Below are 26,379 nucleotides of genomic sequence, written 5' to 3' on the forward strand. Positions count from 1 at the left end.
GTCGAACCATCCCCCGACCGGGTGACTAAATGTCGCCAAATCTTCACCGAGCGCTACTCTCGCCCTCGTGACCCATTCTGCCCGCCGTATCGGCCGTTCCCTCGCCCTGGTCCTGCCCGTCGTCCTGGTCCTGTCCGGGACCCTCGCGGTCACCATGGTCCCCTGGGCGGACAACACGCCTTCCCAGATCCTGACCGCCTCCGCCGAGGACGTGTCCGTCCCCGCGAAGCCGCGCGCCGCGCAGGACGTGCTGCGCGAAAAGCTGCTGGGCGAGCTCCAGCAGGGCGAGACCCCGGGCGACGTCCTGACGCACCTTCAGCAGGAGGTGGACCGGCGCCCGTCGCTGGCCGAGCACTGCGTGGGGATCGCGCGGGCGCTGGGGCGTGCCGCCGTGGACGTGTACGGCCCGACGAAGGCGCAGTCCTTCGCGCGTCCCGTCTGCGACACCGCGTACGCGACCGGCGTCGCCTCGATGGGCTGACGGCTGCCGGGCGTCGCCGTTCTCCCCCGCGCCGGGGCCTCTACCCTGACGGCCATGACCGACGCACCCCCCGTGTCCCGCTCCTCCGTTTCCGCGGCCGCGTACCCGGCCTCCCTCGCTCAGGCGCCTGTTCAGGCGGTCGTGCTGGCGGGCGGCCAGGGTTCGCGGCTGCGTCCGTATACGGACGACCGGCCGAAGCCGATGGTGGAGATCCCGGGAACCGGGGTGCCGATCATCGGGCACCAGCTGGCCTGGCTGGCGGCCGAGGGGGTGACGGACGCCGTGGTGTCGTGCGGGCACCTCGCGGAGGTGCTCCAGGACTGGCTGGCGAAGGCGGACCTGCCGTTGCGGGTGACCACGGTGGTCGAGGAGGAGCCGCTGGGGCGCGGCGGCGGGCTGAAGTACGCGGCTCGCCATCTGCCGTACCCGGACCGGCCCTGGTACGCGACGAACGGTGACATCTGGACGCGGTTCTCGCTGCGCGAGATGGCTGAGTTCCACGCCGAGCGGGGGGCGACGGCGACGCTGGCGCTGGCCCGGCCGCGGATCCCGTGGGGGGCGGTGGAGACCAACGAGTTCGGGCAGGTGCTGGACTTCATCGAGTCGCCGCCCTCGCCGTATCTGATCAATGCGGGCGTGTACGTCTTCGGTCCCGAATTCGCGGCGCTGCTGCCGGATTTGGGCGACCACGAGCGTACGACCTTCCCGCGGCTGGCCCGGGAGCGGCGGCTGGCGGGCTTCCCGCTGCCGCAGGGGGCCTACTGGCGGGCGATCGACACGGCGAAGGACCTGACCGAGGCGGCGCGGGAGTTGGCCGCCCAGAGCGGCTCCTGAGGCCCTCGTACGGCAGAAGGCGCAGAAGACGCAGAAGGCGGAGTACGGAGAAGGGCCCGGCGCGCTGTGTGCGCGCCGGGCCCCTTTCCGTACCGTCGTCAGCCGAGGAGGCCGCCGACCAGTCCGGGCTTCTTCGGCGGGGCGTCCCCGCCGCCGCTGCCGCCTCCGCTGCCGGTGCTGGAGGACGGCGGCTTCGGGGTGGACTGCTTGGGCGTGCTGCCCGAGTTCTGGCCGCTGCCGGAGCCGCGGGTCGCGGTCGGCGACTGCGAGCCGGTGCCGGCCGTCTCCTTGGCGGTGGAACCGGTGCTCCCGCGCCCGGACTTGGCGGTCGGCGCCGAGGCGCTGGCGGTGGGTTCGGCCGCCTTGGAGGGCTGCTGGGTGGCGGGCTGCTGCTGCGGCCGCTGCTGCTTGCCGGCCGGGGCCTGCGGGAGCGGGGAGCCGGGCAGGTAGTTGCTGGGGGCCTGGCCGGGTCCGGGGACGGTGACCACGGTGGTGGAGCGGACGGCGCCGCCGAGGAGCGAGCCGGTGAGCAGGGTGAGTCCGCAGACGACGGTGGCCATGATGGTTCCGCGGCGCAGGACGCGGCGGCGCAGCCGCCAGATCTCCGAGCGCGGTCCGAGGGTCCGCCAGGCCTCGCCGGCGAGGCGCCCGTCGAGGGAGTAGACGGGGGCGCCGGCGATGATCAGCGGGCTCCAGGCGGCGAGGTAGATGATGTCGGGGGCGTCGTAGGCGGGGACGGTCTTCCAGCTGACGGTCATCAGCAGGGCGGCCGACAGCAGGGCGCCGATGCAGGCGGCGAACCGCTGCCACAGGCCCAGGACGGTCAGTACGCCGACGATGACCTGGAGGAAGGCCACGCTGAGCCCGGCCCCGACGGGGTGGGCGAGGGCGAAGTCGCGCAGGGGTTCGGCGAGTGCCCAGGGGTGGAGGGTGCGCAGCCAGGTGACCATGGAGCCGCGTTCGCCGCCGTCGAAGTAGACGGGGTCGCACAGCTTGCCCATGCCGGCGTAGATGCAGATGAAGCCGAGGAAGACGCGCAGCGGGAGCAGTACGACGCCGAGGTTCATCCTGCGGCCGGGGTAGTACGAGGACTGCCCGCGGGTGTCGGAGGGGTTGCGGCGGGAGTCGGCGCCGGGGCCGTCGTACGGTCCGCCGCCGCCCGCGTACCGGGGGTCGTAGGGGAGGTCGCGTACGGGGGTCAGCGGACGGGTCTCGTCCGGGTCTCCGTACGTGCGCTGGCCGATGACGGTCGGCGTGGCCAGCGTGTCCTCGGCGAGGTCGCGGGCGAGGTCGACGCGGGGAATGGTCTGGGTGGCGCCGGCATCCACGTCGTCGAAGCCGCCGTGTCCGCGCCCGTGTTCGCGTACGGCCTGGAGGAGTCCGCCCATGGCGGCGGTGTCGCCGGGGGCGGACTTGCCGCTCCAGACGACGGGGGCCCGGCGGCGGCCTGCGCCGGCAGCGGCGGCGACCACGGCGCCGCCGAGGACGGGCACGCGGCCGGGGGCGTTCGCGGGCTTGGAACGCGCGCTCGGGCTCGGTGCGAGCCGCACGCGGAAGCTGGCGTGGTTGACGATGACCTGTGCGGGGTCGCACGGCACCTTGACCATGCTCAGCGCGGGCTGGTCGTCGAACCCTGACGTTCTGGTGTCCACACTCATCTAACCGAGTGATCAGTGTTTAGGACACTGCCTTGACGGGAGGGATGTGTCCGAGACCCGTCAAGATCAAGCCACCCCGCCCGAAACGGGCGGGGTGGCACGCTCACGGGTCACGCCCGATGAGCCAAGTGGATCAATGGATCCCTGGATCCGCGGGCCCGCGGCCCCGTGGATCCGCGGATCAGGTGCGGGGCGTCGTCGCGCGGCGGCGGGCCGCCTCGTAGAGCACGACGCCCGCGGCGACACCGGCGTTGAGCGACTCGGCGCCGCCCGGCATCGGGATGCGGACGAGGTAGTCGCAGTTCTCGCCGACGAGGCGGCCGAGGCCCTTGCCCTCGGAGCCGACGACGATGACGACCGGGCCCGCGAGCTCGGCGAGGTCGTTGACGGTGTGCGTGCCCTCGGCGGCGAGGCCGACGATGGTCATGCCGGCCTTCTTGTAGTCCTGGAGGGCGCGCGTCAGGTTGGTGACGCGGGAGACCGGGGTACGGGCGGCGGTGCCGGCCGAGGTCTTCCAGGCACCGGCGGTCATGCCGGCTGCGCGGCGCTCGGGGATGACCACGCCGTGGCCGCCGAAGGCGGAGACGGAGCGGACGATCGCGCCGAGGTTGCGGGGGTCGGTGACGCCGTCGAGGGCGACGATGAGGGGGTCCTCGCCGTTGTCGTACGCGGCGGTCGTGAGGTCCTCCGGGTGCGCGTACTCGTAGGGCGGGACCTGGAGGACCAGGCCCTGGTGGTTGAGCCCGTTGGTCATCCGGTCGAGCTCGGGGCGCGGGGCTTCCATCAGGTTGATGTTGCCGCGCTCGCCGGCGAGCTGGAGGGCCTCGCGGACGCGCTCGTCGTTGTCGATGAACTGCTGGACGTAGAGGGTGGTGGCGGGAACGCCGTCGCGCAGCGCCTCGAAGACCGGGTTGCGGCCGACGACCATCTCGCTGGTGCCCTTGGGGCCGCCGCGGCGGGGGGCGGGGCGGCGCTTGGCGGCCTGGCGGGCCATGGCGTTGCTGATGCGGTTCGCCTTGTGCTTCTTGCGGTCCTCGGCCTTGGGCGTGGGGCCCTTGCCCTCCAGGCCCTTGCGCCGCTGGCCACCGCTGCCGACCGTGGCGCCCTTCTTGTTGGACGTGCGGCGGTTCCTGCGCTGGCTGTTCCCGGCCATGACCTCTACCTGTTTTCGTTGATGCTGCGATATGTACGTATGAAGAGTGTGCCGCCCGGGACGCCGGGCGGCACAGTCGGACTGCTCCGGGCGGCGGCGGCTCAGCGCGGGCCGAGCGACCAGCGCGGTCCCGTGGGGCTGTCCTCGATGACCAGGCCCGACTGCTGGAGCTGGTCGCGGATGGCGTCGGCGGTCGCCCAGTCCTTGCGGGCCCGGGCGGACTCGCGCTGCTCCAGGACGAGGCGTACGAGGGTGTCGACGGCGCCGTGGAGGTCCTCGCCGCGGTCGGACTCCCCGGCCCAGTGCGGGTCGAGGGGGTCCAGGCCGAGGACGCCGAGCATGGCCCGTACCTCGGACAGCCGGGCGATGGCGGCGTCCTTGTCGTCGGCGGCGAGGGCGCTGTTGCCCTGGCGGACCGTGGTGTGGACGATGGCGAGCGCCTGCGGCACGCCCAGGTCGTCGTCCATGGCCTCGGCGAAGGCCGGCGGGACCTCGGAGGCCGGGTCGACGGTCTTGCCGGCCTTCTCGATGACGCGCTGGTAGAAGCCCTCGATGCGCGCGAAGGCGGACTCGGCCTCGCGCAGCGACTCCTCGCTGTACTCGATCATCGAGCGGTAGTGCGGGGTGCCCAGGTAGTAGCGCAGGACGATGGGGCGCCAGACCTTGAGCATCTCGGAGACGAGGACGGAATTGCCGAGCGACTTCGACATCTTCTCGCCGGAGAGGGTGACCCAGGCGTTGTGCATCCAGTACTTCGCGAACTCGTCGCCGAAGGCCTTGGCCTGGGCGATCTCGTTCTCGTGGTGCGGGAAGATCAGGTCGAGTCCGCCGCCGTGGATGTCGAAGGCGCTGCCGAGGTACTTGTGCGCCATCGCGGAGCATTCGAGGTGCCAGCCGGGACGGCCGCGGCCCCACGGGGTCTCCCAGTCGGGCTCGCCGGGCTTGGAGGCCTTCCACATGGCGAAGTCGCGAGGGTCGCGCTTGCCGGTGATGCCCTCCTCGGCGGGCTGGCGCAGGTCGTCGATGTTCTGGTTCGACAGCTCCAGGTACCCGGGGAAGGAGCGCACGTCGAAGTAGACGCTGCCGTCGGCCTCGTAGGCGTGACCGCTCTCGATGAGGCCGCGCATCATCTCGATCATCTCGGGCACGTGGCCGGTGGCGCGCGGCTCGTACGTGGGGGGGAGGCAGCCCAGCGCGTTGTAGCCGTCGTTGAAGGCGCGCTCGTTCTCGTATCCGATGGACCACCAGGGGCGGCCCTGGTCGGCCGACTTCCAGATGATCTTGTCGTCGATGTCGGTGACGTTGCGGATGAAGGTGACGTCGAGGCCGCGGTAGGTGAACCAGCGGCGCGCGATGTCGAAGTTCAGGTACGAGCGGACATGCCCGATGTGCGGGGCCGCCTGGACGGTGGCGCCACAGAGGTAGATCGAGACGCAGCCCGGAACGAGCGGGGTGAAGTCGCGGATCTGCCGGGCGCTGGTGTCGTACAGGCGAATAGTCACGGCATCCAGGGTAGTGGGCCTGTAGCAGTGCCCCGCGACCCTTTCGGGGCGCGGGGGTGCTTTGTTGCGGAAGCGGTGTCCTCCGCTTTACGGATTCGTCCGGTACACCAGTGCGGTGGCGATGGCGGCGAGGCCTTCCGCGCGGCCGGTGAGACCGAGGCCGTCGGTGGTGGTGCCGGAGACGGAGACCGGGGCTCCGGCGGCCGCGGAGAGGGTCTTCTGCGCTTCCTCGCGCCGCTTGCCGATCTTCGGGCGTACGCCGATCACCTGGATGGCGATGTTGCCGATCTCGAAGCCCTCGGCGCGGACGATGCGGGCGGCCTCCGCCAGGAGGGTGACGCCGGCGGCGCCGGACCACTCGGGGCGGGAGGTGCCGAAGTGCGCGCCGAGGTCGCCGACGCCGGCGGCGGAGAAGAGGGCGTCACAAGCGGCGTGGGCGGCGACGTCGCCGTCGGAGTGGCCGGCGAGGCCGTCCTCGCCCTCCCAGAGCAGCCCGGCGCACCACAGCTCGCGCCCGGCCTCGAAGGCGTGCACGTCGGTGCCGATCCCGACGAGCGGGATCAGCGGGGCGGCGGAACCGGCGGGGCTAGTAGGCATCGGTGGCCCTCCTGCGGGCGAGTACGGCCTCGGCGAGGACCAGGTCGAGCGGGCGGGTGACCTTGAAGGCCTCTTCGTGGCCGGGGACCACCATGACGGTGACGCCGAGCTGTTCCACCATTCCGGCGTCGTCGGTGGCGCCCTCGCCGTTGACGGCGATGGCCTCGTGCGCCCGTACGAGGGTCGCGAGGTCGAAGCCCTGCGGGGTCTGTACGGCGCGCAGCCGGGCCCGCTCGGGGGTGGCGACGACCGGCTCGGCCTCGCCGGGCCTGCCGGGCTCGACCTCCTTGACGGTGTCGGCCAGCGGCAGCGCCGGCACCACGGCGGGCGAGCCTTCGCGCACGGCCTCGATGACGGAGTCGACGGTGTCCACGGGGACGAGCGGGCGGGCCGCGTCGTGGATGAGGACGGAGGTGACGTCCGCCGGGAGCGCGGCGAGGCCGGCGTTCACGGATTCCTGGCGGGTCTCGCCGCCGGGGACGACCAGGATCTCGGTCCGGTCGGGCAGCGTGTGCTCGTCGACGAGCCGGCGCACCTCGGCGGCGCCGTCGGACGGGGCCACGACCACCACGAGGGAGACGGCCCGGGAGCGGGCCATGGCGCGGACGGCGTGGATGAGCATGGGGGTGCCGCCGATGGCCCGAAGGGCCTTGGGGGCGCCGGGGCCGAGGCGTACCCCCCGGCCGGCGGCCGGGATCACCGCGGCGGTGCGGTGGGGGCGCGATTCGTCAGACATCAGTAGCTCCGAGCCAGGTTTGTGACTTCGGCCGACATGGGTATGGCCTGAAGGGTGCCGGGTGCGACGCCCTCGCCCCTTCCGTGACGACCGGTCGAGCAGGCTGGTCGGGCAGGCTGTCAGGACCCGGCACGCCGGTGGGAAAAGTGCAGAAAAGGTGTGGGTACAGACATGCCGCAGCGCCCGGCAACAGCCCTCCCGTGGAGGAGAGGGCATGTCATCGGGCACCGCGGCACAACTGTGTGAAGGATTTCTCGCGTCAGGACGCGAGAACCTCGTCGAGGAGGGCCTCTGCCTTGTCCTCGTTGGTGTTCTCCGCGAGCGCGAGCTCGCTCACCAGGATCTGGCGCGCCTTCGCGAGCATGCGCTTCTCGCCCGCGGAAAGCCCGCGCTCACGCTCACGACGCCACAGGTCACGCACCACTTCGGCGACCTTGATGACATCGCCAGAAGCGAGCTTCTCCAGATTTGCCTTGTAGCGCCGGGACCAGTTCGTCGGCTCTTCGGCATACGGTGCACGAAGCACCTCGAAGACCCGGTCCAGCCCGTCCTGGCCGACTACGTCGCGAACGCCGACGAACTCCGCATTGTCCGCAGGCACACGAACCGTCAGGTCGCCCTGGGCGACCTTGAGCACCAAGTAGGTCTTGTCCACGCCTTTGATCTGGCGAGTTTCGATGGCCTCGATCAGCGCGGCCCCGTGATGGGGATAGACCACGGTGTCGCCAACCTTGAACGTCATGTGACAGGTACCCCTTCCGTGGCTATCCAGGGTAACACGAGAACTGACTGTTATGAATGGCGTTTTCGCAGGTCAGGGCACATCTCGGGGCTTGACAACAGCGACAGGAACGTGCTGCGAAGGGCTTCCGGAGGGGGGTATTCGCAGGTCGGAGGCGCTGTGCGGACCGGGCGAAACGGCCACGCTACACCCGGGCACGGGTCCCACCAGTGTGACGTACGTCCCGTTTTGCCGGTTTCGAAGCCGGGAAACCGAACTACTCCGTTCGACTGGCGACCACCCGTACGGAGCGGTTCCGGCCCAATCGGGAATTGATCACCGAGGGCCGTTCGAAGGAATCCCGGAATTTGATCACCGAGGGTCCTGCGGGCGATATGCGGGCGGCACATGATCGGCAGATGAACGGCGCGGGAAGTGCCGAGCGGAAGGGCGGGGTGAACGGCCGGGGCGAACGGTCGGGGAATGCAAGATCGCGGGGCCGGTGCAGGGCGGCCCGTGCGCTGCGGAGGGTCGGGTGCGGGGGCGGGGCGGCGGCTCGGTAACCTAAGCCCGCTGACACACCCTTAGGGCGGCTTTACCTCGGCCGCTCCGAGACTGCCCACCCTTCCGTTCCGTACGTCCAAGGAGTTGCCGCCGCCGTGAGCCGCAGCCTTCGACGCGGCGCCCTCGCCGCCACCGCCATCGTGTTCTCGATCGCCTCGCTGGCCGCTTGCGGTGCAGGCAGCAACGCGGAGACGCTCCAGATCAAGCCGGACAACGCCGCCGTCACCAAGGGCAACATCAAGATCCAGAACGCGCTGGTGATCACCCAGGGCGAGAAGGAGAAGAAGGCCGTCGTCTCCGCGACGCTCTTCAACACCGGCATCAAGCCGCAGACGGTTGACGCCATCACCCTCCCGGGTGGCAGGGGCAAGGTCGTCCTGAAGCCCGCCGAGGGCGCGGCCAAGATCACCGTGCCGGCCGGCGGCTCGGTGGTGCTGGGCGGCAAGGGCAACGCCTCCGCCGTGGTCGAGGGCGGCGACGCCGTGCAGAACGGCAACGCGCAGCCGGTCGTCTTCCAGCTGAGCAACGCGGGTGACGTGGAGATCGCCGCCTTCGTCGTCCCGGCCACCGGCATGTACGCGGGCTACGGCCCGACCGAGGCCCCGGTCGCCGCCCCCGGCGCCACGCCGTCGGGCAGCGCCTCGGGCACCCCCTCCGGCAGCCCGTCCGGCTCCCCGGCCACGACCCCCTCGGGCGCCGCTTCCGGCACCCCGTCGGGCGCGGCCTCGGGCACCCCGTCGGGTTCGCCCTCGCACAGCGCCGGCCACTGAGCCCGCGGCACCACGTACGAAGGGCCCCGTCCGCTGAAGCGGACGGGGCCCTCTCGTTTGTGTCTGCACCGTACGTGCACCCGTTTGCGGTTTACGGCTCGAACTTGTAGCCCAGGCCGCGGACCGTGACCAGGTAGCGCGGCGCACCCGGGTCCGGCTCGAACCCCTCCCCCGTGCGACCCTCACGCGGCGAGGCCCTGGGGGCCTCACCGGCTTCGGGCCGCTGCGCCGGCCTCCGGCCGGCCCCGGGCCGGGGCGACACCGTCGGTTTACGGCTCGAACTTGTAGCCCAGGCCGCGGACCGTGACCAGGTAGCGCGGCGCACCCGGGTCCGGCTCGATCTTGGCGCGGAGGCGCTTCACGTGGACGTCCAGGGTCTTGGTGTCACCGACGTAGTCGGCGCCCCAGACCCGGTCGATCAGCTGCATGCGCGTCAGCACGCGGCCCGCGTTGCGCAGCAGCATCTCCAGCAGGTCGAACTCCTTCAGCGGGAGGTCCACCTTGGCTCCGGCGACGGTGACCACGTGGCGGTCGACGTCCATCCGTACGGGGCCGGCCTCCAGCGCGGCCGGGGTGACCTCCTCCGGCTCGCCGCGGCGGCGCAGGACCGCGCGGATGCGGGCGACCAGCTCCCGCGAGGAGAAGGGCTTGGTGACGTAGTCGTCGGCTCCTATCTCCAGCCCGACGACCTTGTCGATCTCGCTGTCCTTGGCCGTCACCATGATGACGGGCACGTTGGAGCGGCCGCGCAGCTGCCGGCAGACCTCCGTGCCGGGCAGGCCGGGCAGCATCAGGTCGAGGAGGACGAGGTCGGCGCCGTTGCGCTCGAACTCGTCGAGCCCGTCGGGCCCGGTCGCGGCGATCGCGACCTCGAAGCCCTCCTTGCGGAGCATGTAGGACAGGGCGTCGCTGAAGGATTCCTCATCCTCGACGACGAGCACTCGGGTCACGGAAGGACCTCCGGGGCAGGAATGGCTGGCGTGGTTCTTTGGGAAGCGTGGTTCAGGCGGGGGTGGGGTGGCTTGGTGCGGTGGCGGGATCCGCGGCCGGGGCGACCGCGGGTGCAGGTGCCGGAGCGGCTGCTTCCGGCAGGCGCAGGGTGAACGTGGAGCCCTGACCCTCCGAGCTCCATACGGACACCTCCCCGCCGTGTGAGGCCGCTACGTGCTTCACGATCGCAAGGCCGAGGCCGGTTCCTCCCGTGGCACGGGAGCGGGCCGGGTCCACGCGGTAGAAGCGCTCGAAGATGCGCTCGCGGTCCTTTTCCGGGATGCCGATGCCCTGGTCGGTCACGGCGATCTCGATCAAGTCTCCCCCAGGTGCCGCGACCTTGCGTCCGGCTATGCCGACGCGGGTGCGGGCGGGGCTGTAGTTGACGGCGTTCTCGACCAGGTTCCCGAGGGCCGCCGCGAGCTGGCCGCGGTTGCCCCAGACGCGCAGGTCGGCGGTGCCGCCCGCGGCCATGGTGATCTGCTTGGAGGACGCCGTGTGGCGGCATCGGTCGATGGCCTCGGCCACCAGCGTATCCACCCGTACGGGCTCCGCGTCCTCCAGCGGGTCGTCGTTCTGCACCCGGGAGAGGTCGATGAGCTCCTGTACGAGGTTGATCAGGCGGGTGGCCTCGATCTGCATGCGGCCGGCGAAGCGGCTGACCGCCTCGGGGTCGTCCGCGGCGTCCATGACGGCCTCGGACAGCAGGGAGATTGCTCCCACCGGCGTCTTCAGCTCGTGCGACACGTTCGCGACGAAGTCGCGCCGTACGGCCTCGATGCGGCGGGCCTCGGTGAGGTCCTCGACCAGGAGCAGGACCAGCCGTGAGCCGAGCGGGGCGACGCGCGCCGAGACCGCGAGGGCCTCGCCGCGGCCGGTGCCGCGCCGGGGCAGGTCGAGCTCGACCTGGCGTATTTCCCCGTCGCGGCGGGTGTCGCGGGCCATGTGGAGCATGGGTTCGACGGCCAGTTTGCCGCCGCGTACCAGTCCGAGGGCGTACGCCGCCGAGCTGGCCTTGACCACCGCGTCACCCTCGTCGAGTACGACGGCGGAGGAGCGGAGCACGGAGAGGACGGTGTCCACGCCGGGCGGGAGCACCGCGTTGATGTCGGGGCGCATGGAGCTCCGGGTGGGGCGGGCCTGGTCGCGCTCGCTCCAGCGGAACGCCAGCATCGCGATCACACCGGTGCAAAGACCGGCGATCGCTGCAGCTGCGGCGACCGCCGCGTTCACGTCCATGCCTCAAGGTTAAGCAGGCTCGACGGCACTTCCACAGCCGTTCGGGTGGCACCTCGAACACTCGTCGCCCAGAGTTCACCGTGGCGACGGGGTTGATTCACTTGTGATGCCGGAGTCGGACGCGTTTGCGCCCCAACGTGTCAACGTGGGGGCACGAGGCCGCCCCGGCCCGTCCCACACGGGCAGCAGAGGCAGCAGAGGCAGCAGGCAAGAGAGGGACAACCCATGCGTGACGCGTACCACGAGGAACTGGACTCGATCGGAGAAGGCCTGGTCGAGATGGCCCGGCTCGTCGGTTCCGCGATCGGGCGGGCCACGACGTCCATGCTCGACGCCGACCTGAAGCTCGCCGAGAGCGTCATCGCCGCCGACCAGAAGGTGGACGACCTCCAGCACGACCTGGAGGCCCGCGCCATCGCGCTGCTGGCCCGCCAGCAGCCGGTCGCCACCGATCTGCGCATCGTGGTGACCTCGCTGCGCATGTCGGCCGACCTGGAGCGCTCGGGCGACCTGGCCCAGCACGTGGCGAAGCTGGCCCGGCTGCGCTTCCCGGACACCGCCGTACCGCGGGACCTGCACGCGACCATCCTGGAGATGGGACAGCTGGCGCAGCGCCTGATGGCGAAGGCGGCCGAAGTCATCATCACGAAGGACGTCGACCTGGCCCTCCAGCTGGAGCAGGACGACGACGAGATGGACCAGCTGCACCGCACCCTGTTCCAGCACCTGATGGACGACCGCTGGAAGCACGGCATCGAGACCGCGGTGGACGTGACCCTGCTGGGCCGCTACTACGAGCGCTTCGCGGACCACGCGGTGTCGGTGGCCAAGCGCGTGGTCTACCTGGTGACGGGCGAGCACGCGGACGAGCTGCAGACGCCGACGGTGGTCGAGGGCGTCTGAGCCGTTCTGCACCAGTGCGCCGTTGACGCGCCGGTGCGGCTGGGCATGAATGAGGGCGAAGGCAGTAAGAGGCTCTGAGAAGCAGTAAGACGCCACGCACGCCGCCTGCGAGGAGGATCCATGCCCGATTCCCCCGTCCCCATCACCCCGGAACACGAGCAGCAGCAACCGCGGCCTGAACCGCTGCGGCTCCCGCTGCTCGCGGCTTGCGGCTGCGGCTCGGGCTGCGGCTGCGGCTGCCAGTCCGGCGCGCCCTGCCAGTGCGGAGGCTGACCCGGCCGAACCGGGCCGGCACGGCACAGGAACAGGGAGAGGCCCCCTGCCCGCGGAGATCCGCAGGCAGGGGGCCTCTCGCAGCTTTCTCGGCTTTCTCGGCTTTCTCGGCTTTCTCGGCTTTCTCGGCTTTCTCGGCTTTCTCGGCCGGACCTACCAGAACACGACGAGGTAGCCGTTGCCGCCCAGGCCACCGGGGCTGCCGGGGCCGCCTACGGTGCCGCCGCCCGTACCTCCGGCACCGCCGTTGCCACCCGCGCCGGTGTTCGTCGACGGCAGCTGCACGATGCCGTCGACGGCGGACCCGCCCGCACCGCCCTGGGCGCCGCTCTGACCGTTCGCACCGCTGCGGTTCGTCACGTCGAGGCTGCTGCAGGAGCCGGTGCCGCCGGCGCCGCCCGTACCCGGGGTGCCCGTCGTGGCGGTGCCGCCGCCACCGCCGCCACCGCCGGTGCCGCCCGTGGCGCTGAGCTGGATGCCGCCCGATGAGGTCAGCGTCGTCGGGCTGCCGGTCCCGCCGGTGCCGCCCGGCCCTCCGTTGGTGTTGGCGACGGGCGCACCGGGACCGCCGGTGCCTGCCGCGCCGCCGGCGCCCACGTCCACCGTGTAGCTCTGGCCGGGCTTCACCTTGATGACGCACCAGGTGAACCCGCCGGCGCCGCCGCCACCGCCCTGGCCTCCGTCGCCCGTCAGCTCCGAGCTCGCGCCGCCACCGCCGCCGCCCCCGCCGCCACCGGCGCCCCAGGCCTGGACGTGCACCGAGGTGACGCCCTCGGGCGGCGTGAAGAACCCGTCCGCGGTGAAGTCCCGCAGACCGTGGATGACGTGGGGCGCCTGCGGCTCCTTGGGCTTGGGCCAGTCGTCGCCCCCGCCGTGGGGCCGCTCGCTCTCGCCTGCGCCGTGGGGGCGATCGCTGTCGCCGGCGCCGTGGGGGCCGTCGTACGCGAGTGCGCCGGGTGCCATCGTGAGCATCTGGCCGGAGAGGGCGACCGCCGCCAGGGCGGAGGCGAGGAGCACCCGGCGGGTGGCACGGGAGCGCTGGGAAACGGGCTTCTTCTTCACGGAGCGAGTTCCTTCCCCGCGGGGAGCCGAGGCTCTCGCGGAGGACGAGGGAATGCGGGACCGGTCGGCCCGCGAGCCCATCGGACCCTCACCCTCCGCACTCCGCACCCCGGCGAACCGATAATGAGCCCGCGCAGGTGACCGGTTGGTCCACCCGAGCGACCAAGATCCCCGCTCCGCCCCCGCCTGCCCCGCCCCCGAACGCCAACAGGCCCCCCACCCGCCGAAAACCGGCGGGCAGGGGGCCTGTTCGTGCGTGAGGACTACTTCTTGCCCTGGTTCTTGACGGCCTCGATGGCGGCGGCCGCAGCGGCTGGGTCGAGGTAGGTGCCGCCCGGCTTGAGGGGCTTGAACTCGGCGTCCAGCTCGTAGGCGAGCGGGATGCCGGTCGGGATGTTCAGGCCCGCGATGTCGGCGTCGGAGATGCCGTCCAGGTGCTTGACCAGCGCGCGGAGGCTGTTGCCGTGCGCGGCGACCAGGACCGTGCGGCCCGCGAGGAGGTCCGGGACGATGCCGTCGTACCAGTACGGGAGCATGCGGACGACGACGTCCTTCAGGCACTCCGTCTTCGGGCGCAGCTCCGGCGGGATGGTCGCGTAGCGCGGGTCCTCGGACTGGGAGAACTCCGTACCGTCCTCAAGGGCCGGCGGCGGGGTGTCGTACGAGCGGCGCCACAGCATGAACTGCTCCTCGCCGAACTCGGCGAGGGTCTGGGCCTTGTCCTTGCCCTGGAGCGCACCGTAGTGGCGCTCGTTCAGGCGCCAGGAGCGGTGGACCGGGATCCAGTGGCGGTCGGCGGCCTCAAGCGCCATCTGCGCGGTGCGGATCGCGCGCTTCTGGAGCGAGGTGTGCACGACATCGGGGAGCAGGCCGGCGTCCTTGAGCAGCTCACCGCCGCGGACCGCCTCCTTCTCGCCCTTCTCGTTGAGATTGACGTCCACCCAGCCGGTGAACAGGTTCTTCGCGTTCCACTCGCTCTCGCCGTGGCGGAGGAGGATCAGCTTGTACGGTGCGTCGGCCATGCGTACGAGCCTAATGGACGTACGGGAGCGCTCGCGCGCGCGTCCACGGCCGCGGATTGACGGTGCGCGTCAATCCGGTGGCCCTCTCGGACCCCCCGCCCGTAGGGTGCGGTGAGCAGCAGAGCCACTTACATCACCGGGGGGAATCCGTCATGTCCGTTGCCAGTCTCAGACGGGCGGCACGTGAGAGCGTGGCCGGCCTCCCCCGCGAGTTCTGGTGGCTGTGGACCAGCACCCTGGTGAACAGGCTCGGGGCCTTCGTCGCCACTTTCATGACCTTGTACCTGACCGTGGACCGGGGCTATTCGGCCTCCTTCGCGGGACTGGTGGTGGCCCTGCACGGGCTCGGCGGGGTCGTCTCCTCGCTCGGCGCGGGCGTGATGACCGACCGCCTCGGCCGACGCCCCACGCTGCTGGCGGCCCAGGCCTCGACGGCGTTCTCGGTGGCGCTGCTCGGCTTCATGGAGCAGCCGGCCTCGATCGCGGCGGTGGCGCTGCTGGTCGGCATGACCTCGAACGCCTCGCGCCCGGCGGTGCAGGCGATGATGGCGGACATCGTGCGGCCGGAGGACCGGGTCCGCGCCTTCGCGCTGAACTACTGGGCGATCAACCTCGGCTTCGCCGTCTCGGCGACGGCGGCGGGCTTCGTCGCCGAGTACAGCTACCTGGCCGGCTTCCTCGGCGAGGCGGCGCTGACGCTGGTCTGCGCGGTCCTCGTGTACGTGAAGCTGCCCGAGTCGCGGCCGGAGCGGACCGCCGCGGAGCGGGCGGCCGCCGAGCCGGAGATCGGGCTCGGGACGGTGCTGCGGGACGGGCGCTTCATGGGCGTGGTCGGGCTGTCGTTCCTGATCTCGCTGATCTTCACGCAGGGCTCGTTCGGGCTGCCGCTGGCGATGGGCACGGGCGGCTTCTCCACCGGGGACTACGGTCTGGTCATCGCCGTCAACGGGGTGCTGATCGTGCTGCTCCAGATCCCGGTCACCCGGTTCCTGGAGAAGGGCGACCCGCAGAAGCTGCTCGTTCTCTCGGCGCTGCTGGCCGGGTACGGCTTCGGGCTGACGGCCTTCGCCGGGTCCGTGTGGAGCCTGGGGCTGACGGTCTGCGTGTGGACGCTGGCCGAGATCGTCAACTCCCCGACCCAGATGGGCCTGGTCGCCCGGCTCTCCCCGCTGCACGGGCGCGGCCGCTACCAGGGCATGTACACGATGTCCTGGGCGGTGGCCTCGCTGGTGGCTCCGCTGATGGCCGGGTTCATGATCGACCGGTGGGGGGCGGGCTGGCTCTGGGCGTCCGTGGCGCTGCTGGGCACGGTGGCGGCGGTGGGCTACTGGCTGCTGATGCGGAGACTGGCGGAGAGCGAGCCCGGGTCCGTGGTCACGGCACCAAAACCGGCAGCGGCACTGGCACCGGTATCGACACCCGCACCGGCACCGTCTGCCGCGCCGGCCGTCCCGGCCCCGGCCGCCCCGGCCGTCGTCGAGGTCTAGGAGGACGTCCGCGTCGGCTGCGTCAGGTGCTTGAAGGCGTCCAGGTTGCGGGTCGGCTCGCCGCGCGAGACGCGCCACTCGTACTCGCGCCGGATCGCGCTCGCGAAGCCCAGCTCCAGCAGCGTGTTGAACGCGCCGTCCGCCGCCTCCAGGACCGTGCCGAGCAGCCGGTCCAGGTCCTCCGGGGTGACGACCGAGAGCGGGAGCCGGGCCGTCAGGTAGATGTCGCCGAGCGGGTCGACCGCGTAGGCCATCCCGTACAGCTTGAGGTTGCGTTCCAGCAGCCAGCGGTGGACGCCCGCCTCGTTCTCGTCCGGGTGGCGGATCACGAACGCGTTGACCGACAGCGAGTGCCGCCCGGCCCGGAGCGAGCAGGTGGTGGACAGCTTGCGCGTGCCGGGGAGCTGGACGACGTACGAACCGGACTCGGGGCTCTCCCAGCCCAGTCCGGCCTCGGTCAGCGTGCTCTCGATGATCGCGGCGGTGTCAGCCATGGTGGGAGCGTACGCGACGGCGGTGATCATGCATCGCCGCTGTGTACACGTCCGCCGTGCCGCTCGCCGCCGTGTCCCAGCCGAAGAACTGCGCGTGCCGCGCGGCCTCGGCGCCCATCCGGTCCGCGAGCCCCGGCTCGTCGACGAAGCGCCGCAGTTCGCGCGCGTAGTCCACCGGGTCGTGCCCGGGTACGAGGATCCCCGTCACGCCGTCGTTGACGGCGACCGGCAGCCCGCCGACCTCGGCGGCCAGTACCGGGGTGCCGGTGGCCTGGGCCTCGATCGCTACGAGCCCGAACGACTCGCTGTACGAGGGCATGACCAGCACGGACGCCGCCCGGAACCAGTCGGCGAGCGCGTCCTGGCGGACCGGCGGGTGGAAGTGGACGATGTCGGCGATGCCGAGCTTCGCGGCGAGCTTCTGGAGCCCCTCCGGCTTGGCGAGCCCGCTGCCGCTGGGCCCGCCGACGACCGGGACGAAGAGGCTCCGGCGCAGCGAGGGGTCGCGGTCGACGAGCTCGGCGACCGCGCGCAGCAGGATGTCGGGGGCCTTGAGCGGCTGGATCCGGCCGGCGAAGAGCGGGATGACGGCGTCCTGCGGCAGGCCGAGGCGGGCGCGGGCGGCGGCGCGGCCGTCGCCGACGGTGAAACGGTCGAGGTTCACGCCGGGGTGGACGACGGCCACCTTGCCGGGGTCGGCCTCGTAGTGCCGGACGAGTTCGTCGGCCTCTTCGGTGGTGTTCGCGATGAGCCGGTCGGCTGCGGCCACGATCTGGGTCTCGCCGATGACGCGGGCGGCGGGCTCGGGCGTGTCGCCCGCGGCGAGCGCGGCGTTCTTGACCTTGGCCATGGTGTGCATGGCGTGGACGAGGGGGACGCCCCAGCGCTCGGCGGCGAGCCAGCCGACGTGGCCGGAGAGCCAGTAGTGGGAGTGGACGAGGTCGTAGTAGCCGGGCCGGTGGCCGGCCCAGGCCTGCATGACGCCGTGGGTGAAGGCGCACAGCTGGGCCGGGAGCTCCTCCTTGGCGAGGCCTTCGTACGGGCCCGCGTCCACGTGCCGTACGAGGACCCCGGGGGCCAGCTCGACCACGGGCGGCAGGCCGCCCGCGGTGGCGCGGGTGAAGATCTCGACCTCGATGTTGATCGCGGCGAGGCGCTTGGCCAGCTCCACGATGTACACGTTCATGCCTCCGGCGTCGCCGGTGCCGGGCTGGTGCAGCGGTGAGGTGTGCACGCTGAGCATGGCGACGCGGCGCGGCTTGCGGTGGTGGCCGACGGCCGGCAGCCGCAGGCGCGGCGGGTCGTGGCGGGTGCCGCGGGCGGCGGCGATGCGGCCGCCGATGCTGCCGCCGAGGCGGGACACGTACTGGCTCAAGGGAGCAGTTCCTCTCGCGGACAGGGCACGTGCAGGGCATGACGGAAGGAGCGCACGGGGCGCCCTTCAAGGAGTGCAACCCGGATGGCCGCGTCCCGCATTCCGGGGGAGCGCGCCTTTTTCCCCGGCGTTTGCGTCGAGGGCCTGCCCGGGGGCGGATTCCGTCAGGTGGGCGGCCTCCGCTTACGCTCGGCGCATGTCCTCCCGCTCCGCCGCCCCGCCCCCGCGCCGCCCTGTGGGCACGGTGACGCGCGGGACGACGAATCCGAACCGGCTGCGCCGGATGGACCGCTGGATCGCGGCCACGCACGGACCGGTGCTGCGGCGCTCGGAGGCCCCGGTCGCGGTGGACCTCGGCTACGGGGCCGCGCCGTGGACGGCGGTGGAGCTGCTGGCCCGGCTGCGGGAGGCGGCGCCGCGGGTGCGGGTGGTCGGCATCGAGATCGAGCCGGCGCGGGTCGCGGGGGCGAAGCCGTACGAGCGGGAGGGGCTGAGCTTCCGGCACGGCGGGTTCGAGGTGCCGCTGGAGGGCGGGGCCCGGCCGACGCTGATCCGCGCGGCGAACGTACTGCGCCAGTACGACGAGGAGCAGGTGGCGGCGGTGTGGGAGCGGCTGTGCGCCCGGCTGACCCCGGACGGGCTGCTCGTCGAGGGCACCTGTGACGAGATCGGACGCCGCCATGTGTGGGTCGCCTTGGGGCCCGAGGGGGCGCGCACGGTGACGTTCGCGACCCGGCTGGGCTCCCTGGAGCGCCCCTCGGATCTGGCGGAGCGGCTGCCGAAGGCGCTCATCCACCGCAATGTGCCGGGGGAACCGGTGCACGCGTTCCTGCGTGACTTCGACCGCGCGTGGGCGGCGGCCGCCCCGTACGCCTCGTACGGTGCGCGCCAGCGCTGGATCCGGACGGCGCGGGCGCTGGCCGCGGACTGGCCGCTGGCGGACGGGCCGGGGCGGTGGCGGCAGGGGGAACTGACGGTGCGCTGGGAGGCGTTGCGCCCGGCGGGGTGAATGTGGCGGGGCGGGGAACCGGATGCCGGGGTGGCCCGTTGAGTCGTCGGGGATGGGTCTGGGGGACTGGGCGGGGCCGGCAGCCGGGGCCGCGGCCGGTAGCCGCGGCCGGTAGCCGAGGCCGTAGCCGTGGCCGAGCCAGGACAAGAGCCAAGATCGGGACGACATCCGCGAGGGTGTTGGAATTCACCCACTCGTGGCACCATCCCGAAGGCAGGGCAATGTTACTGACGAATAGTCAGATCTGATACGGATCCGACTCGGGGCACCTTGGGGGGACCATGGGGACCGTGGAGCGCAGGCGATGGAGGGGCGCGTCCGCTCTCACGCTGCTGTGTGCGACGGCGCTGCTGGCGGTGTCGGCCATGACGGGCGTGGCGCAGGCGGCACCGATGCCCGAGCCCGGCGCCAAGTCCCTTGAGCAGGTGCGCCAGGAGATCGACGAGCTGTACCGCCAGGCGGGCACGGCGACGGACGCGTACAACCTCGCGGAGAGCGAGGCCAAGGCGCAGTCCGCCAAGATCGTCGAGATCGCGAAGCAGGTGGTGGCCGGCCAGGACCGGATCACGGCGCTGAAGAACCGCGCGGGGGCCGCCGCGCGCGCCCAATACCGCTCGGGCGGGATGCCGGCCGGCGCCCAACTGGCGCTGAGCAACAGCCCGAGCCAGTTCCTCGACGGGGCGGACCGGATCCGCCAGGGCGAGAAGGCGACCGCGGACCTGCTGTCCGAAATGAACCGCACGCAGAGCGACTTGCAGCAGTACGCGAAGGACGCGACCGCGCAGTGGGAGAAGCTCGAAGCCAACCGGATCAAGCAGGAGACCTCGAAGAAGCAGATCGAGGAGAAGATCAAGTCGGCCGAGTCGCTGGAGAGCAAGCTGGAGGCCGAGGAGAAGGCCCGGCTGATCCAGCTGGAGCAGGAAGCCCAGTACAAGGCCCAGACGGCGTGGCTCTCGACGGGCGTGCTGAAGGAGATCAACAGCTCGGCGTCGGAGTCGGGGAAGAAGGCGCTCCAGTACGCCACGGCGCAGATGGGCAAGCCGTACGTGTGGGGCGCCGAGGGCCCGGACTCGTTCGACTGCTCCGGCCTCACCTCGCAGGCCTGGCGGGCGGCGGGCAAGGGCATCCCGCGCACCTCGCAGGAGCAGCTGCGGCTGCTGCCGAAGGTCGCGATCAAGGACATGCGGCCGGGTGACCTGATCATCTACTTCGACGACGCGAGCCACGTCGGGATGTACGTCGGCGACGGCGCGATGATCCACGCCCCCCGCCCGGGCCGCAACGTCACCCTGGCCGGAGCCGGCTCGATGCCGATCAAGGCAGTGGTCCGCCCCGACGCGTAACCGCTGCTCACGGCCGTAACGGGCCCGGAGCCCCGCCCGCCGGGGCGCGGCCCCGGAGCACGGGCCCGGCCCCGCGGTGAGGGAACCCCGGAGGGGCGGGCTGCGTCTCGTTGGTCGGGACGGCGATCACCGACGCCGTGACGTTTCTCATTCAGTGGGCACCCAGTGAGGCGGACTTTCCCCCGCGATAACGGCATATGACAGCGGCCCTGGCCCGGAACGCCATTCCGCTCCCCGGCCACGGCCCGCTAGGGTCTGCCGGACGCACCCTCGGGGGGAGGGAAGGAACCGGAGACGATGGCCGTACCCGTACCGCGGCAGAGGGACACCCCCGCCACGGAGAGCGCTCAGGCAATCCCGCAGGCGACCCCTCAGTCGATCCCGCAGGCAACCCCGCCGCCGGCCGCGCACGCCACCGCACCCCAGGCGTCACTGACCCTGCTGGTGATCGAGGACGACCCCGCGGGCGGACTCACCGTCCCCGAGATCCTCGACGCCGACCGGCACCGCATCCGCCTCCGCACCGCCCGCAACCTCACCGAGGCCGCACGCCTGCTCACCCACGACGTGCACTGCATCCTGCTCGACCTCTCCCTCCCCGCCACCGGATCCACGACGGCGGGCGGCGCGCGCACCGCCGTCGTCGACCAGCTGGACACCCTCCGCGAGGTGCTCCGGATCGCGCCCCGCCACGCCGTCCTCGTCCTCACCGCCGAGGCCGACGCCGAGCGCGCCGCCGAGGCCGTACGGGTCGGCGCGCAGGACTTCCTCTTCCGCGACGAGCTCGACGGCCGCCTGCTGAGCCGGGCGATCCGCTACGCCGTGGAGAGAAAGCGGGCGGACATCGCCCAGTACAAGCTCGCAGAATCGAAACTTCGGGCCCAGGAGAACGCCCGCCTGGAGCGGGGCCTGCTCCCCAACCCCCTCCTCGAAGGCTCCGATCTCCGCTTCGCCGCCCGCTACCGCCCCGGCCGCAGCCGCGCCCTCCTCGGCGGGGACTTCTACGACACCGTCCGCACCCCCGACGGCACCGTCCACGCCATGATCGGCGACGTCTGCGGCCACGGCCCCGACGAGGCCGCCCTCGGCGTCGAGCTGCGCATCGCCTGGCGCGCCCTGACCCTGGCCGGCCTCTGCGGCGACGACCTGCTGTCGACCCTCCAGGAGGTCCTGGAGGTGGAGCGCCCCGGCGACGAGATCTTCGCGACCCTGTGCACGGTGGACATCTCCCCCGACGGCCGCCGCGCCGGCCTGTGCCTGGCCGGCCATCCGGCCCCGCTGATATCCCGGCCGGGCCGCCGCGCGCGGCTCCTCCCGTACGAGAACAGCGGCCCGGCGCTCGGCCTGCTGCCCAAGGCCCGCTGGCCACGCCGCCAGGTCGAGCTTGGCGGCACCTGGAGCCTGATGCTCTACACGGACGGCCTGATCGAGGGCCGCATCGGCGAGGGCAAGGAGCGGCTGGGGCAGGACGGGATGGTCGAGATGATCAACCGGCACCTCGACCGCGGCCTGAGCGGCGAGGGCCTGCTGGAGGCCTCCGTCACCGAGGCCCGGCACCTCAACGGCGGCGAGCTCACCGACGACGTGGCCGTGGTCCTGCTCTCGCGCAACGAATCCTGACGGGCTCAGCGCCCGCCGTTGTACGGGCCGTACGGACCGTCGCTGCTGCTCCCGCCGCTGCGCCGACCGCCCCGGCCGCCGCCCGAGACCTGCTTGAGGGCGGGGCGCACGTCGACGAAGAACACGATGGTGGCCACGAGGCCGGCGATCTCCAGGAACAGCATCCCCAGGAAGAAGTCCACCAGCACGGTGACCCCGAGGATGACCAGCCAGAACGTCTTGGTCTGCTTGTCGGCGGCGCGGTACGCGTCCTCACGCGCCAGCAGCGCGAAGACGAAGGCCACGACGGCGAGCGCCAGCATGGCGAACCCGAGCAACGGAAGCACTCCGTTATCGAACCCGTTCATCAACATCGCCTGACCGCCTTCTCACGCTTGCACGCCTGATGCCGCCTGCCTCCACGCTACCGGCAGAGCGGCCTTCGCAAACAACAACGGGCCGGACACCGCACTGGTGCCCGGCCCGCCGTCACGGTTTCAGCTCTCGTCGCCGGCGACGACGGCGGCCTTCTTCACGTTGTTCTTGCGCGCCGTGTTCCGCCGGGCGGCGGGCTTCTCATCGGCCGAGAAGTCGGCGGCGGCGGCCTCCTGCTCCGGCTGCTGCTCCTGCTTGGGCTCGACGGCGACCGCGATGTCGACGATCTCCTCGGAGACCTCGCCGCGCCACGTCCGTACGGCCTGCTCGCCGTGCTCGGCGACCTTGTCGTACGTCTCCTTGGCGCGCACCGCGTACTCGGCGGCCACGCCGACCCCGCGCAGCGCCAGGTCCTGCGCGCTCTCCCCGAGCTTCTTCGGGTCGATCGCGGTCATCACCTCGGCGAACTTGGCGGCGACCGCCTCCTGCGCCTCGCGCGCCTTGTCCTGCACGATCTTCGGGTCGGTGTTCTTCACGGCCTCGATGCGCGCGGGGGCCTCGGCGCGCAGCTGCTCGATGAGCCCTGGCACCTTCTTGGCCTGCTGCACCGCGAGGTCGGCGGTGCCGGCGGCGAAGTAGAGCGGCGTCGGGTCGGTGAGGGTCTTCTTCAGGTCATCGGCGATGGCCATGGTGGCTGGTCCTCCCGGATCACAGTTCAGTTCGTAGGGTGCATCGCGTCGTCCCCGCCGGACGGGTCGGACGGATCGGCCGGGTCGGCCGGGTCGGCCTCGGTCTCGGCCGCGTTCTCCTTGCGGAACGAGTCGTAGATCTGGAGCAGCACCTGCTTCTGCCGCTCGTTGATGGACGGGTCGCCGAGTATGACGGCCCGCGTCTCGACCTCGTCGCGATCGCGCTCGTCGAGGATCCCGGCCTGCACGTACAGCGTCTCCGCGGAGATCCGCAGCGCCTTGGCCAGCTGCTGGAGGATGTCCGCGCTCGGCTTGCGCAGCCCGCGCTCGATCTGGCTCAGGTACGGATTCGACACCCCCGCCGCATCGGCCAGCTGCCGCAGCGAAAGCTGGGCCTGCCGCCGCTGCTCACGGAGGTATTCGCCGAGATTTCCGACGTTGAGCGATGCCATGCCCCGATCCTGCCCGACCCTGCTAACTATTGCAAGCACCTGCTTGCAAAATCACCCACGGGCGCGGGGCTGGCTGAAGCGGAGCATGTTGCCGGCCGGGTCGCGGAAGGCGCAGTCGCGCACCCCGTACGGCTGGTCGGCCGGCTCCTGGAGGACCTCGGCGCCGGCGGCCCGGATGCGTTCGAAGGCGGCGTCGACGTCGTCGGTGGAGAAGATCACGCCGCGCAGCATGCCCTTGGCCAGCAGCTCGGCCATCGCCCGCTTGTCGGCGGGCGCGGCGTTCGGGTTGGCGGCCGGCGGTTCGAGGACGATCTCCACGTCCGGCTGCGCGGGCGAGCCGACGGTCACCCAGCGCATCCCCTCGAACGCCACGTCGTTGCGCACCTCAAGGCCTAGGGCGTCGCGGTAGAAGGCGAGCGCCTTCTCGTGGTCGTCGACCGCGATGAAGCACTGGGACAGCTTGATTTCCATGCCACCGACGCTAAGCGCGGGAGACGGATTCCGCTTCCGGGCCGCTCTCGGCCGGGCCGTTCCTGACCGGCCGCGTGAGGATCTTGGCGATGCACGCCGGAATGGCCGCGCCCGGTTCATGGCTGCGGGCCCGGTACGCGCTCGGGCTCTCGCCGACCAGCTCGGTGAAGCGGGAGCTGAACGACCCCAGCGAGGTACAGCCGACCTCGAAGCAGACCTCCGTCACGGTCAGGTCTCCCCGCCGCAGCAGCGCCTTGGCCCGCTCGACGCGGCGCGTCATCAGGTAGCTGTACGGGGTCTCCCCGAAGGCGGCCCGGAAGCTGCGGGAGAAGTGCCCCGGCGACATCAGGGCCACCCGCGCGAGCTCGGCCACGTCGAGGGGCCGCGCGTACTCGCGGTCCATCATGTCCCGAGCCCGGCGCAGCCGTACGAGGTCCTCAAGCGTCACCCGGCCAGCGTACGGCGCCACCCCCACCAACGGGACCCCACACCCGAGCCGCCCCCGGCCCCCCTAGGCCGCGCGGGTGCCGATTGCCAGGGTTGCGTGCAGGTCTTCCGAGGTGGTGGCGCGGACTGCCAGGCCTGCCGCCGAGAGGGCCGAGGCCGTGCGGGGGGACTGGCGGGCGCTCGTCTCGATCAGCAGGCGGCCGCCCGGGGCCAGCCACGGCAGGGCCCCCGCCGCGACCCGGCGGTGGATGTCCAGGCCGTCCGGGCCGCCGTCCAGGGAGGTCAGCGGCTCGTGGTCGCGGGCCTCCGCCGGGAGCAGCCCGATCTCCTCCGTCGGCACGTACGGGGCGTTGACCAGCAGCAGGTCCACCCGCCCGCGCAGCGAGTCCGGCAGCGCCGCGTACAGGTCGCCCTCGTGGACCTGCCCGCCGTACGGGGCCACGTTCAGCCGCGCGTACGCCAGCGCCGCCGGGTCGATGTCCGCCGCGTGCAGTTCCACCCGGGGGCCCAGCTGCGCCGCCACCGCCGCGCCCAGCGCGCCGACCCCGCAGCACAGGTCCAGTACGACGGCGTCCGGCCGGCCCAGGGCCACGGCCTCCTGCACCAGGAATTCGGTGCGCCGGCGCGGTACGAAGGCCCCCTCGCCCACCCGCATGCGCAGCCCGCAGAACTCCGCCCAGCCGACGACGTGTTCCAGCGGTTCGCCGCCGGCCCGGCGGGCCACCAGGTCCGCCAGGTGCCCGCCGTCCTCGGCGGCGGCCGTCAGCAGCTCCGCCTCCTCCTCCGCGAAGACGCAGCCCGCCGCCCGCAGGGTTTCCACAATCGAAGTCATCGGTTCCATCGCTCTCAGAAGACGTCCGGGCACCACGGGCGGCGCGCCGTGCGGAACACCGCGTCCGCGAGCGCCAGCGCCCCCGGCCGCTCCTCCGCGATCCGCCCGAGCGCGCCGAGCCGCACCGCCGACTCGTCGCCGAGGTACAGGGAGCCCAGCGCCGACGCGTCGAGCCGCAGGTCGGCCGGCTCCTCCGTGGTCGTGCACTCCCCCGTGCCCGCGTCCAGACGGTAGCGCCCGGCGGCCGGACCCGCCGGATCCGTCACCTCCAGTACGAGCACCCCGGGCACGGCGTACGTCCGCGCGCCCAGCGCCCGTACGACGTCCAGCACGCGCACCCACAGGAAGTCCGAGGCCGTCACGATCGCGGCCGCACGCGGGTCGGGCAGCAACCGGGCGACGAGGTCGTCGGGGGCCCGGAAGCCGGTGCGCACCTTCAGCACCCAGTCGATCGAGCACAGGAAGTGCCACAGCGCGCGCTGCGCCTGCGGCGTGACCGCGATCAGGTCCTTGACCTGCACGGTGTTGAGCGGCACCTTCGCGTCCGTCCAGTGCGCGTCGGACGCATACACGGCGAGGCCGGCCGGCTCGCCCTCCGCCGTCCGGTACACGGCGTAGAACTTGTCCTTGTACGGGCGGGAGGACACCTCCTCCAGCCCGGTGGTCAGGCTCCACCAGCGCGCGTTCCGGTCGACCGTGCCGGGCGAGACCGCCCGCAGCCGCTCGTGCAGCCCGGGGCCGATCGTGCGCGCCCCGGCCGCGTCCACCAGCTCGATCCGGCCGCCGTCCGCGGGCCCGGACCAGCGCGGGTCGAGCCCGGTGCGGCTCACGTCGATCTCCCACTCGGCGATCGAGGCGGCCGGCCCGTACCCGTACCGCCCGTAGATCGGGTACTCGGCGGCGATCAGCGTGGACACGACGTCGCCGCGCGCCTGCGCGGCCGCCAGCTCGGTGGCCATCATCCGGGTCAGCAGGCCGCGCCGGCGGTGCGTGGGCAGCACGGCGACGTTGGTGACGGCGCTCGCGGCCACGGTCGCCCCGCCCGGGACGGTCAGCTCCTGGGCGAAGGACCGCAAGGTGGCCACGCAGCGGCCGGTGGAGGCGTCGAAGGCGCCCAGCGTGCGCCCGAGGTCGCCGTGCTTGGCGCGCTGGGCGATGTCGGACTCGGTGACGCGGTCGGGGCGCAGGAAGCCGGTGTTCACGGCTCCGAGCCACTCGGGGAGTTCGGATTCGGCGATCGGCCGCACGTCAGCACTCATAACCGGCCACGCTAATCGCCGCCCCGGCCCCCGTCGCCCGAA

General features: G+C 72.2%; 28 protein-coding genes. 9 read left to right on the forward strand and 19 right to left on the reverse strand.

Features of this window, described 5'->3' with window-relative positions; all coding sequences use genetic code 11:
- Nucleotides 1-67 precede the first annotated feature (67 nt).
- Both OG509_RS17470 and OG509_RS17475 read left to right on the forward strand, forming a co-directional pair.
- On the forward strand, nt 68-481 hold the full coding sequence (locus OG509_RS17470; protein WP_406183459.1) for a hypothetical protein: 414 nt from the start codon (nt 68-70) through the stop codon (nt 479-481).
- Nucleotides 482-535: 54 nt separating this feature from the next.
- Entirely contained in the window at nt 536-1,315 is a 780-nt protein-coding gene (locus OG509_RS17475) for an NDP-sugar synthase (RefSeq protein WP_403729386.1), read from the forward strand.
- Between the two features lie 98 nt (nt 1,316-1,413).
- Here the strand turns inward: OG509_RS17475 and OG509_RS17480 are convergent, their stop codons facing one another.
- From OG509_RS17480 to OG509_RS17505, 6 genes are all read right to left on the reverse strand, one after another.
- Nucleotides 1,414-2,973 (reverse strand): DoxX family protein, encoded by a 1,560-nt coding sequence (locus OG509_RS17480; RefSeq protein ID WP_406183460.1) that lies wholly within the window; start codon nt 2,971-2,973, stop codon nt 1,414-1,416.
- 181 nt (nt 2,974-3,154) lie between these two features.
- The gene (rlmB, locus tag OG509_RS17485; RefSeq protein WP_406183461.1) at nt 3,155-4,126 is read right to left on the reverse strand and encodes a 23S rRNA (guanosine(2251)-2'-O)-methyltransferase RlmB; all 972 of its coding nucleotides are present in this window, start codon (nt 4,124-4,126) and stop codon (nt 3,155-3,157) included.
- A 101-nt stretch (nt 4,127-4,227) separates the two neighbouring features.
- Complete coding sequence (gene cysS / locus OG509_RS17490) at nt 4,228-5,628, reverse strand: cysteine--tRNA ligase (protein ID WP_406183462.1); 1,401 nt, start codon at nt 5,626-5,628, stop codon at nt 4,228-4,230.
- An 87-nt stretch (nt 5,629-5,715) separates the two neighbouring features.
- On the reverse strand, nt 5,716-6,225 hold the full coding sequence (gene ispF, locus OG509_RS17495; protein ID WP_385582941.1) for a 2-C-methyl-D-erythritol 2,4-cyclodiphosphate synthase: 510 nt from the start codon (nt 6,223-6,225) through the stop codon (nt 5,716-5,718).
- Nucleotides 6,215-6,961 (reverse strand): 2-C-methyl-D-erythritol 4-phosphate cytidylyltransferase, encoded by a 747-nt coding sequence (ispD, locus tag OG509_RS17500; protein WP_406183463.1) that lies wholly within the window; start codon nt 6,959-6,961, stop codon nt 6,215-6,217. The genes ispF and ispD overlap by 11 nt, the downstream gene beginning before the upstream one ends.
- A 259-nt stretch (nt 6,962-7,220) precedes the next feature.
- The gene (locus tag OG509_RS17505; protein WP_003953493.1) at nt 7,221-7,703 is read right to left on the reverse strand and encodes a CarD family transcriptional regulator; all 483 of its coding nucleotides are present in this window, start codon (nt 7,701-7,703) and stop codon (nt 7,221-7,223) included.
- Nucleotides 7,704-8,341: 638 nt separating this feature from the next.
- On the opposite strand from OG509_RS17505, the gene OG509_RS17510 reads away from it, so the two are divergent.
- Nucleotides 8,342-9,016 (forward strand): DUF461 domain-containing protein, encoded by a 675-nt coding sequence (locus tag OG509_RS17510; protein WP_406183464.1) that lies wholly within the window; start codon nt 8,342-8,344, stop codon nt 9,014-9,016.
- A gap of 269 nt (nt 9,017-9,285) precedes the next feature.
- Here the strand turns inward: OG509_RS17510 and OG509_RS17515 are convergent, their stop codons facing one another.
- Both OG509_RS17515 and OG509_RS17520 read right to left on the reverse strand, forming a co-directional pair.
- A complete protein-coding gene (locus OG509_RS17515) occupies nt 9,286-9,966 on the reverse strand; it encodes a response regulator transcription factor (protein ID WP_007265514.1) in 681 nt (226 codons plus the stop codon).
- Between the two features lie 52 nt (nt 9,967-10,018).
- Nucleotides 10,019-11,245 carry a sensor histidine kinase gene (locus OG509_RS17520; protein WP_406183465.1) on the reverse strand — a complete coding sequence of 409 codons (1,227 nt, stop codon included), beginning with the start codon at nt 11,243-11,245 and terminating at the stop codon, nt 10,019-10,021.
- A 225-nt stretch (nt 11,246-11,470) separates the two neighbouring features.
- On the opposite strand from OG509_RS17520, the gene phoU reads away from it, so the two are divergent.
- Together phoU and OG509_RS17530 are read left to right on the forward strand one after the other, a co-directional pair.
- Nucleotides 11,471-12,148, forward strand: coding sequence for a phosphate signaling complex protein PhoU (gene phoU, locus OG509_RS17525; protein WP_406183466.1), 678 nt, complete (start codon nt 11,471-11,473; stop codon nt 12,146-12,148).
- 120 nt (nt 12,149-12,268) lie between these two features.
- Nucleotides 12,269-12,421 carry a hypothetical protein gene (locus tag OG509_RS17530; RefSeq protein ID WP_199809224.1) on the forward strand — a complete coding sequence of 51 codons (153 nt, stop codon included), beginning with the start codon at nt 12,269-12,271 and terminating at the stop codon, nt 12,419-12,421.
- A 153-nt stretch (nt 12,422-12,574) separates the two neighbouring features.
- On the opposite strand, the gene OG509_RS17535 is transcribed toward OG509_RS17530, so the two are convergent.
- Together OG509_RS17535 and OG509_RS17540 are read right to left on the reverse strand one after the other, a co-directional pair.
- A complete protein-coding gene (locus OG509_RS17535; protein WP_406183467.1) occupies nt 12,575-13,483 on the reverse strand; it encodes a hypothetical protein in 909 nt (302 codons plus the stop codon).
- A 263-nt stretch (nt 13,484-13,746) separates the two neighbouring features.
- Nucleotides 13,747-14,505, reverse strand: a complete 759-nt coding sequence (locus OG509_RS17540; RefSeq protein WP_030858623.1) for a phosphoglyceromutase — start codon at nt 14,503-14,505, stop codon at nt 13,747-13,749.
- Between the two features lie 152 nt (nt 14,506-14,657).
- Here OG509_RS17540 and OG509_RS17545 point away from each other — a divergent pair, with 152 nt between their 5' ends.
- Complete coding sequence (locus tag OG509_RS17545; RefSeq protein WP_406183468.1) at nt 14,658-15,992, forward strand: MDR family MFS transporter; 1,335 nt, start codon at nt 14,658-14,660, stop codon at nt 15,990-15,992.
- On the opposite strand, the gene OG509_RS17550 is transcribed toward OG509_RS17545, so the two are convergent.
- Both OG509_RS17550 and mshA read right to left on the reverse strand, forming a co-directional pair.
- Nucleotides 15,989-16,486, reverse strand: coding sequence for a YbjN domain-containing protein (locus OG509_RS17550; protein WP_406183469.1), 498 nt, complete (start codon nt 16,484-16,486; stop codon nt 15,989-15,991). The two genes, OG509_RS17545 and OG509_RS17550, sit on opposite strands and share 4 nt — an antisense overlap.
- Nucleotides 16,479-17,861 carry a D-inositol-3-phosphate glycosyltransferase gene (gene mshA / locus OG509_RS17555; RefSeq protein ID WP_387284568.1) on the reverse strand — a complete coding sequence of 461 codons (1,383 nt, stop codon included), beginning with the start codon at nt 17,859-17,861 and terminating at the stop codon, nt 16,479-16,481. The genes OG509_RS17550 and mshA overlap by 8 nt, the downstream gene beginning before the upstream one ends.
- A gap of 196 nt (nt 17,862-18,057) precedes the next feature.
- Here mshA and OG509_RS17560 point away from each other — a divergent pair, with 196 nt between their 5' ends.
- The 3 genes from OG509_RS17560 (at nt 18,058) to OG509_RS17570 (ending at nt 21,833) form a co-directional block, all read left to right on the forward strand.
- Nucleotides 18,058-18,870 carry a class I SAM-dependent methyltransferase gene (locus OG509_RS17560; RefSeq protein WP_403729416.1) on the forward strand — a complete coding sequence of 271 codons (813 nt, stop codon included), beginning with the start codon at nt 18,058-18,060 and terminating at the stop codon, nt 18,868-18,870.
- A gap of 281 nt (nt 18,871-19,151) precedes the next feature.
- The gene (locus OG509_RS17565; RefSeq protein ID WP_406183470.1) at nt 19,152-20,213 is read left to right on the forward strand and encodes an NlpC/P60 family protein; all 1,062 of its coding nucleotides are present in this window, start codon (nt 19,152-19,154) and stop codon (nt 20,211-20,213) included.
- Nucleotides 20,214-20,510: 297 nt separating this feature from the next.
- A complete protein-coding gene (locus OG509_RS17570; RefSeq protein ID WP_406183471.1) occupies nt 20,511-21,833 on the forward strand; it encodes a PP2C family protein-serine/threonine phosphatase in 1,323 nt (440 codons plus the stop codon).
- Nucleotides 21,834-21,838: 5 nt separating this feature from the next.
- Here the strand turns inward: OG509_RS17570 and OG509_RS17575 are convergent, their stop codons facing one another.
- From OG509_RS17575 to OG509_RS17605, 7 genes are all read right to left on the reverse strand, one after another.
- Nucleotides 21,839-22,186, reverse strand: coding sequence for a DUF2516 family protein (locus OG509_RS17575; RefSeq protein ID WP_030157060.1), 348 nt, complete (start codon nt 22,184-22,186; stop codon nt 21,839-21,841).
- A 123-nt stretch (nt 22,187-22,309) separates the two neighbouring features.
- Nucleotides 22,310-22,876: a hypothetical protein gene (locus OG509_RS17580; RefSeq protein ID WP_406183472.1), complete on the reverse strand. Its 567-nt coding sequence runs from the start codon at nt 22,874-22,876 to the stop codon at nt 22,310-22,312.
- 26 nt (nt 22,877-22,902) lie between these two features.
- Nucleotides 22,903-23,328: a helix-turn-helix domain-containing protein gene (locus OG509_RS17585; RefSeq protein WP_406183473.1), complete on the reverse strand. Its 426-nt coding sequence runs from the start codon at nt 23,326-23,328 to the stop codon at nt 22,903-22,905.
- Nucleotides 23,329-23,379: 51 nt separating this feature from the next.
- Nucleotides 23,380-23,799: a VOC family protein gene (locus tag OG509_RS17590; RefSeq protein ID WP_406183474.1), complete on the reverse strand. Its 420-nt coding sequence runs from the start codon at nt 23,797-23,799 to the stop codon at nt 23,380-23,382.
- Between the two features lie 10 nt (nt 23,800-23,809).
- On the reverse strand, nt 23,810-24,247 hold the full coding sequence (locus OG509_RS17595; RefSeq protein WP_406183475.1) for a helix-turn-helix domain-containing protein: 438 nt from the start codon (nt 24,245-24,247) through the stop codon (nt 23,810-23,812).
- A gap of 63 nt (nt 24,248-24,310) precedes the next feature.
- A complete protein-coding gene (locus tag OG509_RS17600; RefSeq protein ID WP_406183476.1) occupies nt 24,311-25,087 on the reverse strand; it encodes a putative protein N(5)-glutamine methyltransferase in 777 nt (258 codons plus the stop codon).
- Between the two features lie 5 nt (nt 25,088-25,092).
- Entirely contained in the window at nt 25,093-26,337 is a 1,245-nt protein-coding gene (locus OG509_RS17605) for a GNAT family N-acetyltransferase (protein ID WP_406183477.1), read from the reverse strand.
- Nucleotides 26,338-26,379 lie beyond the last annotated feature (42 nt).

Origin of the sequence: Streptomyces sp. NBC_01006, assembly GCF_045162725.1 — a bacterium.
In the GTDB taxonomy this organism is placed as follows: Bacteria; Actinomycetota; Actinomycetes; order Streptomycetales; family Streptomycetaceae; genus Streptomyces.